General features: G+C 64.2%; 12 protein-coding genes. 3 read left to right on the top strand and 9 right to left on the bottom strand.

The annotated features are described in order from the left end of the window. Window positions 1–92: 92 nt before the first annotated feature. The 5 genes from atpD to ABSY17_RS25365 all read right to left on the bottom strand — a co-directional run bounded on the left by atpD (window position 93) and on the right by ABSY17_RS25365 (window position 5294). The gene (gene atpD, locus ABSY17_RS25385; RefSeq protein ID WP_378947166.1) at window positions 93–1607 is read right to left on the bottom strand and encodes a F0F1 ATP synthase subunit beta; all 1515 of its coding nucleotides are present in this window, start codon (window positions 1605–1607) and stop codon (window positions 93–95) included. 65 nt (window positions 1608–1672) lie between these two features. Further along, on the bottom strand, window positions 1673–2554 hold the full coding sequence (locus ABSY17_RS25380; protein WP_378947163.1) for a F0F1 ATP synthase subunit gamma: 882 nt from the start codon (window positions 2552–2554) through the stop codon (window positions 1673–1675). 16 nt (window positions 2555–2570) lie between these two features. Beyond that, entirely contained in the window at window positions 2571–4100 is a 1530-nt protein-coding gene (gene atpA / locus ABSY17_RS25375; RefSeq protein ID WP_378947161.1) for a F0F1 ATP synthase subunit alpha, read from the bottom strand. Continuing rightward, on the bottom strand, window positions 4100–4660 hold the full coding sequence (locus tag ABSY17_RS25370) for a F0F1 ATP synthase subunit delta (protein WP_378947158.1): 561 nt from the start codon (window positions 4658–4660) through the stop codon (window positions 4100–4102). Before ABSY17_RS25370 ends, atpA begins: the two co-directional genes overlap by 1 nt. A 238-nt stretch (window positions 4661–4898) precedes the next feature. Next, window positions 4899–5294, bottom strand: a complete 396-nt coding sequence (locus tag ABSY17_RS25365; protein ID WP_378947155.1) for a DUF4345 family protein — start codon at window positions 5292–5294, stop codon at window positions 4899–4901. Between the two features lie 258 nt (window positions 5295–5552). Between ABSY17_RS25365 and ABSY17_RS25360 the strand changes: the two genes are divergently transcribed. Then, the gene (locus ABSY17_RS25360) at window positions 5553–5795 is read left to right on the top strand and encodes a type II toxin-antitoxin system Phd/YefM family antitoxin (protein ID WP_378947152.1); all 243 of its coding nucleotides are present in this window, start codon (window positions 5553–5555) and stop codon (window positions 5793–5795) included. Further along, window positions 5792–6244, top strand: a complete 453-nt coding sequence (locus ABSY17_RS25355; RefSeq protein ID WP_378947149.1) for a type II toxin-antitoxin system VapC family toxin — start codon at window positions 5792–5794, stop codon at window positions 6242–6244. Before ABSY17_RS25360 ends, ABSY17_RS25355 begins: the two co-directional genes overlap by 4 nt. 46 nt (window positions 6245–6290) lie before the next feature. Here the strand turns inward: ABSY17_RS25355 and ABSY17_RS25350 are convergent, their stop codons facing one another. Beyond that, window positions 6291–8474 (bottom strand): primosomal protein N', encoded by a 2184-nt coding sequence (locus ABSY17_RS25350; RefSeq protein ID WP_378947146.1) that lies wholly within the window; start codon window positions 8472–8474, stop codon window positions 6291–6293. Window positions 8475–8564: 90 nt separating this feature from the next. On the opposite strand from ABSY17_RS25350, the gene fsa reads away from it, so the two are divergent. Then, entirely contained in the window at window positions 8565–9218 is a 654-nt protein-coding gene (fsa, locus tag ABSY17_RS25345; RefSeq protein WP_378947144.1) for a fructose-6-phosphate aldolase, read from the top strand. 68 nt (window positions 9219–9286) lie between these two features. Here the strand turns inward: fsa and ABSY17_RS25340 are convergent, their stop codons facing one another. From ABSY17_RS25340 to leuS, 3 genes are read right to left on the bottom strand one after another with little or no spacing between them, the layout of a single operon-like run. After that, window positions 9287–10417 (bottom strand): AAA family ATPase, encoded by a 1131-nt coding sequence (locus tag ABSY17_RS25340; protein ID WP_378947141.1) that lies wholly within the window; start codon window positions 10415–10417, stop codon window positions 9287–9289. 27 nt (window positions 10418–10444) lie between these two features. Then, the gene (gene lptE, locus ABSY17_RS25335; protein WP_378947138.1) at window positions 10445–11008 is read right to left on the bottom strand and encodes an LPS assembly lipoprotein LptE; all 564 of its coding nucleotides are present in this window, start codon (window positions 11006–11008) and stop codon (window positions 10445–10447) included. Next, window positions 10995–13613: a leucine--tRNA ligase gene (leuS, locus tag ABSY17_RS25330; RefSeq protein WP_378947135.1), complete on the bottom strand. Its 2619-nt coding sequence runs from the start codon at window positions 13611–13613 to the stop codon at window positions 10995–10997. The genes lptE and leuS overlap by 14 nt, the downstream gene beginning before the upstream one ends. Window positions 13614–13687: the final 74 nt, after the last annotated feature.

Below are 13687 nucleotides of genomic sequence, written 5' to 3'. Positions count from 1 at the left end.
CGCTTGGACGGACTTCCGAAGAGACATGCCCGGGAGTGCGGGCAGTGATCGGGCAACAGTGCGGGCCCTAGGGCCCGCACCGCGGCTTTTACTTACGCTGCTTCCGCAGCCAGGCGCTGGGCCTTCTCGATCGCCATGTCGATGCCGCCGACCATGTAGAAGGCAGCTTCCGGCAGGTGATCGTATTCGCCTTCGACCAGGCCCTTGAAGCTCTTGATCGTGTCTTCGAGCGGCACGAGCTGGCCCGGCGAGCCGGTGAACACTTCGGCGACGAAGAACGGCTGCGACAGGAAGCGCTCGACCTTACGGGCGCGGGCAACCGTCACCTTGTCCTCTTCCGACAGCTCGTCCATGCCCAGGATGGCGATGATGTCCTGCAGCGACTTGTAGCGCTGGAGGATTTCCTGGACGCGACGGGCGACCGCGTAGTGCTCTTCGCCGACGATCAGCGGATCAAGCATGCGCGAGGTCGAGTCGAGCGGATCGACGGCCGGGTAGATACCCTTTTCCGAGATCGCACGGTTGAGAACCGTCGTCGCGTCAAGGTGGGCAAACGAGGTCGCCGGCGCCGGATCGGTCAAGTCGTCGGCAGGCACGTAAATCGCCTGCACCGACGTGATCGAGCCCTTGTTGGTGGTGGTGATGCGTTCCTGCATCTGGCCCATGTCGGTCGACAGCGTCGGCTGATAGCCAACGGCCGAAGGAATACGGCCGAGCAGAGCCGACACTTCCGAACCCGCCTGGGTGAAGCGGAAGATGTTGTCGACGAAGAACAGCACGTCCTGGCCCTGGTCGCGGAAGTGCTCGGCGATGGTCAGGCCCGAGAGAGCGACGCGAGCGCGGGCGCCCGGGGGCTCGTTCATCTGGCCGAACACCAGGGCGCACTTCGAACCTTCGGTCGAGCCGTTGTTCTCGTGCGGGTCCTTGTTGACGCCCGACTCGATCATTTCGTGATAGAGATCGTTGCCTTCGCGGGTGCGCTCGCCGACGCCGGCAAACACCGAGTAACCGCCGTGCGCCTTGGCGACGTTGTTGATCAGTTCCTGGATCAGAACGGTCTTGCCGACGCCGGCGCCGCCGAACAGGCCGATCTTGCCGCCGCGAGCGTAAGGTGCCAGCAGGTCGACAACCTTGATGCCGGTGACGAGGATCTGCGCTTCCGTCGACTGGTCGACATAGGCAGGCGCTTCCTGGTGAATGGCGCGCTTGGACTTGGTCTTGACCGGACCGGCTTCGTCAACCGGCTCGCCGATGACGTTCATGATGCGGCCGAGCGTCTCGTCACCGACCGGAACCATGATGGGCGAGCCAGTGTCGCGGACCGGCTGGCCACGAACGAGGCCTTCCGAGATGTCCATGGCAATGCAGCGAACGGTGTTTTCGCCGAGGTGCTGGGCAACCTCGAGGATCAGGCGGTTGCCACCGTTGTCGGTTTCGAGAGCGTTCAGGATCGGCGGCAGCTCGCCATCGAAATGCACGTCGACGACGGCGCCGATGACCTGGGCAACGCGGCCTGCCGCCGTGGCATCGGCCGCCTTCACGGGCGCCGCCTTCTTTGCTGCCGGGGCCTTTTCCGCCGCGGCTTTCGGAGTAGCTGCTTTAGCCATCGTTCTAACCTCTGTGTCCGTTCCTTGTTTCACGCGAGCCCACCTTGCGGCGCGGTCCTGCGTGCCTAGAGCGCTTCGGCGCCCGAAATAATCTCGATCAGTTCCTTGGTGATCTGAGCCTGACGCTGGCGGTTGTACGTGATCGTCAGCTTATTGATCATGTCGCCGGCGTTGCGCGTGGCGTTGTCCATCGCGCTCATCTTGGCACCCATCTCACCAGCAGCATTCTCGAGCAGCGCACGGAAGATCTGCACCGAAATGTTGCGCGGAATGAGGTCGCCCAGAATTTCGCTCGGCTCAGGCTCGTATTCGTAGATCGCGCCACTCGAAGCCGAAGCATCAGTGGTCGCTCCGGCCGCGGCCGGAACGAGCTGCTGCGCGGTCGGAATCTGGCTGATCACCGACTTGAACTCGGAGTAGAACAGCGTGCAGACGTCAAAGGCGCCCTGGTTGAACAGGGTGATCACCTTCTTCGCGATCATGTCGGCGTGAACGAAGCCGACCTGCTTGGCGTCGCGCAACTCGACGCGATCAATGATCAGCGAGGCGAAGTCGCGACGCAGGACGTCGTAACCCTTCTTGCCAACGGTGATGATCTTTACCGTCTTGCCGGTCGCCTGGAGCTTGCGGACGTGATCGCGAGCCAGACGCGAGATCTGGCTGTTGAAGCCGCCGCAAAGGCCACGCTCGGCCGTGCAGACGACGAGCAGATGCACGTCGTCCTTGCCGGTTCCAGTCATCAAGGCCGGAGCATCGCCATCGCCGCCGACCGCCTGGGCGATGTTCGCGAGAACCGCACCCATGCGCTGCGAGTAGGGACGCGCGGCTTCCGCAGCTTCCTGGGCGCGACGCAGCTTCGCCGCGGCGACCATCTGCATCGCCTTGGTGATTTTCTGCGTCGCCTTCACGGAGGCGATGCGGTTGCGGAGGTCTTTTAGCGAGGCCATGCCTTATCCGTCAGTGTCAGGCGAAGTTTTTCGCGAAAGCGTCAATGTGAGCCTTGAGCTTGCCGCGCAGATCGTCGCTCAGCGCCTTCTCGACGCGGATAGCATCGAGGACGTCCTTGCCTTCCGAGCGCATGTACGCCAGCAGACCCTGCTCGAACTTGCCGACCTTGTTCAGGGCGAGCTTGTCGAGATAGCCGTTGACGCCGGCGAAGATCACCGCGACCTGCTCTTCGGTCTTGAGCGGCGAGAACTGCGGCTGCTTGAGCAGCTCGGTCAGGCGCGCACCGCGGTTGAGCAGACGCTGGGTAGCGGCATCGAGGTCCGAGCCGAACTGCGCGAAGGCCGCCATTTCGCGGTACTGCGCGAGCTCGCCCTTGATCGAGCCGGCGACCTGCTTCATCGCCTTGACCTGAGCGGCCGAGCCGACGCGCGACACCGACAGACCGACGTTCACGGCAGGACGGATGCCCTGGAAGAACAGGTTGGTCTCGAGGAAGATCTGGCCGTCGGTGATCGAAATCACGTTGGTCGGAATGTAGGCCGACACGTCGTTGGCCTGGGTCTCGATGACGGGCAGCGCGGTCAGCGAACCGGAGCCGTTCTCGTCGTTGAGCTTCGCCGCACGCTCGAGCAGGCGGGAGTGCAGGTAGAAGACGTCGCCCGGGTAAGCTTCACGGCCCGGCGGGCGGCGCAGCAGCAGCGACATCTGGCGATAGGCGACGGCCTGCTTGGACAGATCGTCATAGCCGATCAGCGCATGCTGGCCGTTGTCGCGGAAATATTCGCCCATGGCGCAGCCGGCAAACGGAGCCAGGAACTGCATCGGCGCCGGGTCGGACGCGGTAGCAGCGATGATGATCGAGTATTCGAGCGCGCCGCGCTCTTCGAGCACCTTCACGAACTGCGCGACGGTCGAGCGCTTCTGGCCGACGGCGACGTAGACGCAGAACAGCTTTTCCTTGTCCGGACCGGCCACATGGATGGCCTTCTGGTTCAGGATGGTGTCGAGAATGATGGCGGTCTTGCCGGTCTGACGGTCACCGATGACCAGCTCGCGCTGGCCGCGACCAACCGGTATGAGCGCGTCGATGGCCTTGAGGCCGGTCGACATCGGCTCATGCACCGACTTGCGGGGGATGATGCCGGGCGCCTTGACGTCGACGCGGCGACGCTCGGCGGCCACGATCGGGCCCTTGCCGTCGATCGGATTGCCGAGGGCGTCAACGACGCGACCGAGAAGGCCAGGACCGACGGGCACGTCAACGATGGCGCCGGTGCGCTTGACGGTGTCGCCTTCCTTGATGTCGCGGTCGGCACCGAAGATAACCACGCCGACGTTGTCGCTTTCGAGGTTCAGCGCCATGCCGCGGATGCCGCCCGGGAACTCGACCATTTCGCCCGCCTGGACGTTGTCGAGACCGTAGACGCGGGCGATACCGTCACCCACCGACAGAACCTGACCGACTTCGGAGACTTCGGCTTCCTTGCCGAAATTCTTGATCTGGTCTTTCAAAATTGCGGAAATTTCCGCGGCGCGGATGTCCATCAGCCGACCTCTTTCAGTGCAAGCTTGAGCGAATTGAGTTTGGTTTTGAGCGACGTATCGATCTGGCGCGAGCCCATCTTGACGACCAGGCCGCCAAGCAACGAGGGGTCGATCGCGACAGAGATCGCCACATCCTTGCCGGCCACGCTCTTCAGCGCCGCCTTGAGCTCGGTTTCCTGGGCCGCCGTCAGCGGGTGCGCGGCGACCACATCAGCAGCAATCTCGCCGCGATGCGCCGCAGCGATCTGGCGAAACGCCGCGATCATGCTGGGCAGCACGAACAGGCGACGGTTGCTCGCCACAAGACGGAGGAAGTTGCCAGCCAAGCCAGTGATCTTGGCCTTGTCGGCGATCGCCGCAATGGCCTTTTCCTGCTCGTCGCTGGAGAAGACCGGGCTCTTGATCAGGCGGTCGAGATCGGCATTGCCATCGAGCAGTGCTGCGAAACGTCCGAGGTCGGCTTCGACCTGAGCCACGGCACCCGCTTCGAGCGCGAGCTCGAAGAGCGAACCAGCATATCGCTCAGCAACACCGGAGATTGGCGAGGAAGATTGGGTCACGGACCGTCTTTTCTCTTATCTGACAGGCCGAAAGATTATTGGCGCGAGCGTTAGACTCCAGCTAAATCTTTGACCTTACTGCGTTTTTTTGACCCCGGGGTTCGCGTCAGCCGCATCCCCCCGGCCGAAAGTCGAATGCCGTCTAGCACAGGCTTTTGAGGACCGCAACACGTCCTCTAACAGCCATTATGGCACTATTGTCGCATCCCGCTTGTTCTGCGTGTCTTGATGCGGCGTTTTACGGCCAGAAGCCGAAAACAAAGCCTAAGGGAAGTACCGCCAACGTCAACTCGATGACGATCGCCACCCAGTTATAGGGCGTATTGGCGCCATCCGACATCATCGCCACGACTCGGCCGAATGCAGCGAACAGCCAGGAGACGCCAAGCGCGATGTAGAGCCAGGGCTGGGCCAGCAGGATCGTGCACAGGCCGACGCCAAGGAAAAAGCCGGCCATGGTGGCGCGCCCTTGCGCGATCGCCTCGGGATTGTCGGGACGGGGCTGCAGCCTGAGCAGACGGAAGGCGATTCTAGGGGCGAAGAACAGGATCACGCCGAACAGCAGCGTGACGACAGCCGAGCTCCAGGCCAGCCACGCCCCCTGGCTCGTCGGCCACGGAAATCCAAACTCCATGTATTCCCCTCCGAATAGAGCGCCGCGAATCTTCTCGGACGCGCAAAGGTCGCTCCAACAATTTGAACCTGCACATCCTGCTTTCCGAGAATCGTTTTCGATTTCGGCAGCTGCGCAGGGCGCGAATCCTTGGCGATCATAGCGTGCAAACTCGACCAATGCGAAGGGCGTTCCAAGAGACCCCCGCGACTGTGCGTGGGTATTTTCACTTGGCTGAACTTATATTACGACCATGTGAAACCATAGGAATGAGGCGCCATGAAAAGGATGCAGGTTCGGGACGCGAAAGCGGGGTTCTCGGCGTTGGTCGAGGCGGCCGAGCGCGGCCAGCCGACCATCATCACCAAGCACGGAAAGCCTGCGGCTGTGGTCGTTCCGGTCAGCGACGCGGAGCGCCTCTACCCCGAACAAAAGCCCAATCTCGGCGCCTTTCTTTTGAGCTTACCAGGCGGAGCGGAGTTCGACCGCAATGATTCGCCAATGCGCGAGGTAGATCTGTGACAGGTTACCTGCTGGACACGTCGGTCCTATGGGCTTTGGCCGCCGAGAGAAAATCGGTTTCGCAAGCATTGTCGGATTGGATGACCGCGCAGGGCGAGGCCGAAACGCTGTTCATATCCAGCGTTACGGTAGCCGAACTGGAGAAAGGCATAAGCAAGCTGCGTCGTTCCGGCGGAACTGCGCGCGCCGAGCGGCTCACCGCATGGCTTGATGTCCTGCTTTCCGATTTCGGCGACCACATCCTGGCCGTCGACGCGCAAGTCGCGAGGATTGCCGGCGCGATGGAAGACATCGCCGTAGCCCACTGCCGCCATCCGAGCTTGGCGGATATATTGATAGCCGCAACCGCGGAGGCACACGACCTATCGCTGCTGACGGTGAACGGGCGGCATTTCGAGCCGCTGGGCATCACCCACCTCGATCCGTTCTCGACGTTGCTGGACGCGTGATCGGCGCGTCGTAGCTCATCAGACGGGCGGCCCGAGAACGTCTACCCTACAAAAAGCTCTGCGGGTCGATGTCGACCTGCACGCGCACCGAGCCGCGCACCTTGGGACCTGCCGCAAGCATGGCCTTGATGTAGCCCTGGATATCCGCCTTGCGGTCTGCCTGCACCAAGAGCCGGAAGCGATGGCGGCCGCCGACCAGCGCCAACGGCGCCTCGGCCGGGCCGAGCACATGCACGTCCTGAGCGGTTTGTGCCGCCCGCCGCAGCCCGCGCGCATGACTTTCCGCCTCGGGACGGGTCGCGGCACTGACGATGATGCCGGCGAGGCGGCCGAAAGGAGGCAAGGCCGAACGCTCGCGCTCGGCGATCTCGCGGTCATAGAAGGCCTCCGAATCGCCCGAAACGATCGCCCGCATCACCGGATGGTCGGGCTGGAAGGTCTGCAGCAGGCCTATACTCTTCTTGCCGGTGCGCCCTGCCCGCCCCGTCACCTGCGATAACAGCTGGTAGGTGCGCTCGGCGGCGCGCGGATCGCCATTGGCGAGCCCCAGATCGGCATCGACCACGCCGACCAGCGTCATGTTGGGAAAATTGTGGCCCTTGGCGACAAGCTGGGTGCCGATGACGATGTCGGCCTCGCCATTGGCGATCGCCTCGAGCTCGAGCCTCAGCCGCTTCACCCCGCCCAGCATGTCCGACGACAGCACGATGGTGCGCGCGTCGGGAAAATGCGACACGACCTCCTCTGCAATACGCTCGACACCGGGTCCGCAGGCGACGAGGTGATCGAAAGTGCCGCATTCCGGGCAAGCTTCGGGGCGCCTTTCGTTGTGGCCGCAATGGTGGCAGACGAGTTGGCCGCGGAAGCGGTGCTCGACCAGCCAGGCCGAGCAGACCGGGCAGCCGAACCGGTGGCCGCAGACCCGGCAGAGCGTCAGCGGCGCATAGCCGCGACGATTGAGGAACAACAGCGACTGCTCCTGGCGGCCGAGATTCTCCCGCATCTTACCGAGGAGGACGGGGGACAAAAATCCGCCGCGCGCCGGCGGCGAGCGGCGCATGTCGATGGTCACCAGCCGCGGCAGCGCCGCTTCGGCGAAGCGCGCCGACAAGACCGACCGCGCATACTTGCCCTGCTCGGCATTGACGCGGCTTTCGACCGAGGGCGTCGCTGACGCCAGCACGACGGGGAAGCCGCCGATGTGGGCACGGACCACCGCCATGTCGCGGGCGTTGTAGAAGACGCGGTCCTCCTGCTTGTAGGCAGGGTCGTGCTCCTCGTCGACGACGATCAGGCCGAGATTGTTGAACGGCAAAAACAGCGCCGAGCGCGCGCCGGCAACCACCCGCACCCCACCTTCCGCCACCTGGCGCCAGACGCGCTCGCGCATCCTGGGCGGCAGGTCCGAGTGCCACTCCGCCGGCTTGGCCCCAAAGCGGTTCTGGAAGCGCTCGAGGAAGGCTTGGGTCAGCGCGATCTCGGGCAGCAGGATCAGCACCTGCTTGCCCTTCTCGAGTGCTGCCGCCACCGCCTCGAAATAAACTTCCGTCTTGCCCGAGCCTGTGACGCCGTCGATGAGTGTGACGCCAAAGCGGTCGGCCGCGACCTGCTCGCGCAGCTTTGCTGCCACCGTGGCCTGGTCGCCCGTCAGCTCGGCGCCGGCATAGGACGGGTCGGGCGCGGCCACCACTGGTCGCGGCGGGATCATCACCGTCTCGAACACGCCTTGCGCCCGAAGCCCCTCGACGACGGTCGAGGACACGCCGGCGGCGTGCGCCAGGCCGGAGCGGGTCCAGGCCATGCCGTCGCTTGCCATCTCGAGAACGCGTTCCCGCGCCGCCGTCATTCGGTCCGGCTCGGCCTCGGTGCGCCTGAGGCCCTCGGTCCACGGTTCCGGATCGAAGGCTTCCGGCGCGCGCAGGATCATGCGCGCCACCATGCCCGGCGGCGAGATCGTGTACTGGGCCACCCAGTCGACAAAGCGGCGCATCTGCTCGTCGACCGGGGGGCAATCGAAAAGATGGGCGATTGGCCTGAGCTTTTTCGGATCGACCGCCTCGACCGGCCCGTCCCAGACGATGCCGGCAACCTCGCGCGGGCCGAGCGGCACCCGCACGATCGAGCCTGGCACCACCACCATGCCCTCGGGCACCGCATAGGAGTAGGCGCGCTCGGCCGGCATCGGCACGAGCACGGGGGCGGCCCTTCTTGTTGGCGAATCGGCAGTCATGACGCGTGACCTTGCCCCGAACTTCGGCTAGAGCAAAGGCCAGCAGGTTTGGCGCCGCGCAGGTGCCCCGCAATCGCCAAGGAGCATGCCATGAAGTTTTTCGTCGACACCGCCGACGTCAAGGAAATCCGTGAGCTCAACGAGCTCGGCCTCCTCGACGGCGTCACCACCAATCCGTCGCTGATCCTCAAGTCGGGCCGCAACATCCACGAAGTGACCAAGGAAATCTGCGACATCGTCGAGGGTCCGGTTTCGGCCGAGGTCACCGCGACCGAATATTCCGAGATGATGAAGGAAGCGGCGATCCTGTCGAAGATCGCCGACAACATCTGCATCAAGGTGCCGCTCACCCTCGACGGCCTCAAGGCCTGCCGCTCGCTGACCTCTGACGGCCGTCTGGTCAATGTCACCTTGTGCTTCTCCGCCAACCAGGCCCTTCTCGCCGCCAAGGCGGGCGCCACCTTCATCTCGCCCTTCGTCGGCCGTCTCGACGACATGGCCGTCGACGGCATGGAACTGATCGCCGAGATCCGCCACATATATGACAATTACGGCTTCGACACCGAAATCCTGGTCGCTTCGATCCGCTCGACCGAGCACGTCAAGCGCGCGGCAATGATCGGCGCCGACGTCGCCACCATTCCGCCGGCAACGCTCAAGGCGTTGGTCAAGCACCCTCTGACCGACAAGGGCCTCGAGATGTTCTTGGCCGACTGGGCCAAAACCGGCCAGAAGATCGGCTGATTCCCTTAATCCGAAAGCAAAGAGCCGGCGCATCCGATGCGCCGGCTTTTTTTGCGACCAATAGCTGGTCAGTCTTCCTCGGGCATCATCCCGGTTGCGCGCATCCCCTCGATCGTTGTCGCGCCGTCGCGGCGCATGACCGTCAGCGCCCTTGCCCCGGTCCGTTCACGCACGAGGTCGGCCAGTTCACGGGAGTGGGTGACGATCCACACCTGGGTGCGCTCGGCGGCCGCCGCGATCATGTCGGCAAGGGCCGGCATCATGCGTGGATGCAGGCTCGCTTCGGGCTCGTTCAGCGCAATCAGCTTGGGCAGCCGGTAGGACATCAGCGCGCCGGCAAGCGCCAGGAACCTCACTTGCCCGTCTGACAGTTCCTGCGGCCGGAAGATGCGCTGCGGAAATTCCGGCAGGACCAGGCCGAAGGTCGCGGTCTGGGCCGGCACCGGCACGTCGAGCTGAGCCCCACCCAGTGCCTCGGCGATGCAACGGTCGAGCTCGACGGTGTCGCCGCGGATATGCCTCAGCGTCGCAAACACGGCGGCGAGGTTCGCGCCGTCCTCGTCGAGCATCGGCGACGTCGTCGCCAGCGCCGACCGGCGGACCGGCGATTCGGCGTCGGTGCGGAAGCCGTGGTAGAAGCGCCAGCCGCTCAATGCGGCGCGCAGGTCGCCGATCTCGGGGTAGCGCCCCGCCCCGCCGAGCAGGGCCAGCGCCGTCTCGGAGTTCAGGATGCGCTCGGGATGCTCGACGCGCCGGCCATCGGCATCGCGGGCGAAGATGGCCTGGCCCTTGCGGGTCATCATCTCGACCGGGCGCCGCCCGGCGTCCACGGCCAGGGTCTCGTCCTTGACGTGGGGCTCGAAGGCGAACCCCGCGGACACCGGAGGCGGCAGGCCGATCTCCACCTTGTAGGTATATTTCGCCGCGGTCTCGTCATCGAGGAACTCGGCCTCGATGACGATGCGGACAGGCTGCCCCATTCGCCTCTTGCCGGACCAAAGGGCCGAGGCCATGCCGCCTTCGCCCGCTATTTCGCGGGCCAGCCTGCCCTCGGCCGAGGCCTTGATGAGTTGGAGGGCACGATAGAGGTTGGACTTGCCGACCCCGTTCTCGCCGACGAAGATCGAGACTTGGCCGAGGTCAAGCCTGATCTGCTTGAGCGACCGGTAGCCGGAAACCGAAAACGAGGTCAGCCGCATCGACCGAACCGCCCCATGGTCGAAGCCTCAGCGTTTCGACATGTCCTGCGCGATGGCGAGCTGGAGCATTTCCGCCAACTCGCGCGCGGCACGATTCTCCGCATCGCGTTCGGCGCGCCAACGGGCGAATTCCTGGCGCGGGCGGTCATAAGCCGACGACACGCTGCGCTTGCCCTTGGCGATTTCCTTCCCAGTCTTGATGTCGGTGACGACATAGGTAGCCGTCAGCGTCATCGTGCCTGCGGTCGGCTCGTCGTCCCTGGTGGTCACTCGCGCATACAATAGCTGTTCGTTGCGCTCCACGACCGCGAGATCCATCGAATAGGGTGCCGCAGCCGGCTGGCCTGCGCCGCCATTGAAAATGAAGATCAGGTGGTTGCGGACTTCCTGGGCGTAGCGCGTATTGACCGGCTTGATGTTGATCGAGGCCAGCTGTGTCGCCGTACCCGTTTCGACGCCGGCCGAAACCGGCCCATCAGAATAAAGCGGCCGCACCGTACAGGCCGAAGCCAGCACGAGCGAAGTAAACAGTGCCAGCCCCGCGGCGACGCGCCGCGAAGCGGAAGATTTCCGCGCTTCAGGCAACGACATTGACGATCCTCTGCGGCACAACGATCACCTTGCGCGGGGCCTTTCCATCCAGCGCCTTCTGCACTGCTTCCAGTGCCAGCGCCGCCTTTTCGACCGTCACTTGATCTGCGTCGCGGGCAATTGTCAAATCCGCCCGCTTCTTGCCGTTGATCTGCACCGGATAGGTGATTTCGTTGTCAACAACGAGTGCCGGATCGAACTTCGGCCATGGCCGGTCGGCGACCATGCCGTCGCCTGCCAGCGCGACCCAGCATTCCTCCGCCAGGTGCGGCATCATCGGCGCGATCATGACGATCAGGATGTCGACCGCCTCGCGCAGGGCGGACACCATCTCGACCGATGCCTTGCCGGCCGCAGCATCGGCAAGCGGCGCCTGCAACGCATTGCTCAGCTCGTAGATACGCGCGACGGCCTTATTGAAGGCGAGCTTGGCGATGTCCTCGCCGACCGCCTTCAGCGCCTTGTGGGCCGCCTTGGACACCGCAGATGCATCGCCCTCGGCTGCCGCCTTGGCCTCGGCCTTGGCCAGCACTTCGGCCGATTCCGAGATCAGCCGCCACACGCGCTGGACGAAGCGATGGGCGCCCTCGACGCCGGCCTCGGTCCAGATGACGTCACGCTCGGGCGGCGAATCCGACAGCATGAACCAGCGCGCCGTGTCGGCGCCGTAGCTGGCGATAATGTCGTCGGGGTCGACCACGTTCTTCTTCGACTTCGACATCTTCTCGATCGAGCCGATTTCGATCGGCGTGCCGTCGGAGAGCAGCGCGGCACGGCGCTTGCCGTCGACTTCCTCGATCTTGATCTCGACCGGCGTCACCCAGCCGTCCGGCCCCTTGTAGGTCTCGTGTACGACCATGCCCTGCGTGAACAGGCCCTTGAACGGCTCGGCGATGTTCAGGTGGCCGGCCTCGCGCATGGCGCGGGTGAAGAAGCGCGAATAGAGCAGGTGCAGGATCGCGTGCTCGATGCCGCCGATATACTGGTCGACCGGCAGCCACTCGTTGGCCGCCTTCGGATCGGTCGGCTCGTTGAGCCAGGGTGCGGTGAAACGCGCGAAATACCACGAGGAATCGACGAAGGTGTCCATCGTGTCGGTCTCGCGGCGCGCCGCCTTGCCGCATTTCGGGCAGTTGACGTGGCGCCAGGTCGGATGACGATCGAGCGGATTGCCGGGACGGTCGAACTCGACGTCGTCGGGCAGCTTGACCGGCAGGTCGGCCTTCGGCACCGCAACCACGCCGCAATCGTCGCAGTGGATCATCGGGATCGGGCAGCCCCAGTAGCGCTGGCGCGAAATACCCCAGTCGCGCAGGCGGAACTGCACCTTGCGCTCGCCCATCGGGCGATTGCCGATCGAAATCTGCTCCAGGCGGCTGGCGACGTCGTTGAAGGCGTCCTTCGGCTTCATGCCGTCGAGGAAGCGCGAATTGATCATCACGCCGTCGTCAGTATAGGCCTCCTCGGTGACCTGGAAGGTCGCGGCATCCGCGCCCTCGGGCATCACCACCGGTACGACCGGCAGGCCATATTTGTTGGCGAAGTCGAGGTCGCGCTGGTCGCCCGACGGGCAGCCGAAGATGGCGCCGGTGCCATAGTCCATCAACACGAAGTTCGCGACATAGACCGGCAGCGTCCAATTCTCGTCGAAGGGATGGACGACACGGATGCCGGTATCAAAACCCTTCTTCTCGGCGGTCTCGAGCGCCGCCACCGAGGTGCCCATGCGGCGCACCTCTTCCATGAAGGCAGCGAGTTCGGGCTTGTTCTCGGCTGCCTTCTTGGCCAGCGGATGGTCGTCCGAGATCGCCATGAACGAGGCGCCGAAGATCGTGTCCGGACGCGTCGTGTAGACCTCGAGCTCGGTCTCGCCTGATGGTGCGGTTCCTTCGGCCAGCGGCCAGCGGATCAGCAGGCCTTCCGAACGGCCGATCCAGTTGCGCTGCATCAGCTTGACCTTTTCGGGCCACTCGTCGAGTCCATCAAGCGCGTCCGACAGATCCTGCGCGAAGTCGGTGATCTTGAAGAACCACTGCGTCAGCTCGCGCTGCTCGACCAGCGCGCCGGAGCGCCAGCCGCGCCCGTCGATGACCTGCTCGTTGGCAAGCACAGTCATGTCGACCGGGTCCCAGTTGACCTTGGAAGACTTGCGCGTCACCAGGCCCTTCTCGACGAAGTCGATGAACAGCATCTGCTGGCGGTGGTAGTAGTCGACGTCGCAGGTGGCGAACTCACGGCTCCAGTCGAGCGACAGGCCCATCGACTTGAGCTGCGTGCGCATCGTGTCGATGTTCTGGTAGGTCCAGGCCTTGGGGTGGACCTTGTTCTGCATCGCGGCGTTTTCCGCCGGCATGCCGAAGGCGTCCCAACCCATCGGGTGCAGCACGTTGCAGCCCATGGCGCGGCGGTAGCGCGCCACCACGTCGCCCATCGTGTAGTTGCGGACGTGGCCCATATGGATGCGTCCCGACGGATAGGGGAACATCTCAAGCACGTAATATTTCGGCCTGGGATCGTCGTTGTTGGTCTCGAAGAGCTTCGCCTCGGCCCAGGCCTTCTGCCATTTGGGTTCGGACGCGCGGGGATTGTATCGTTCGGTTGCCATCGGATGTTTTTCACTTAAAAGCGTGCATGGACCGGGGCGAAAACCCGCGGATCAGGAAATCGTTGCCGGGTGTT

Source organism: Mesorhizobium sp. ANAO-SY3R2, from assembly GCF_042466635.1.
Lineage (GTDB): Bacteria > Pseudomonadota > Alphaproteobacteria > Rhizobiales > Rhizobiaceae > Aminobacter.
Note: the sequence above shows the minus strand (reverse complement) of the source record. Positions and strands in the feature narration are given on the sequence as shown.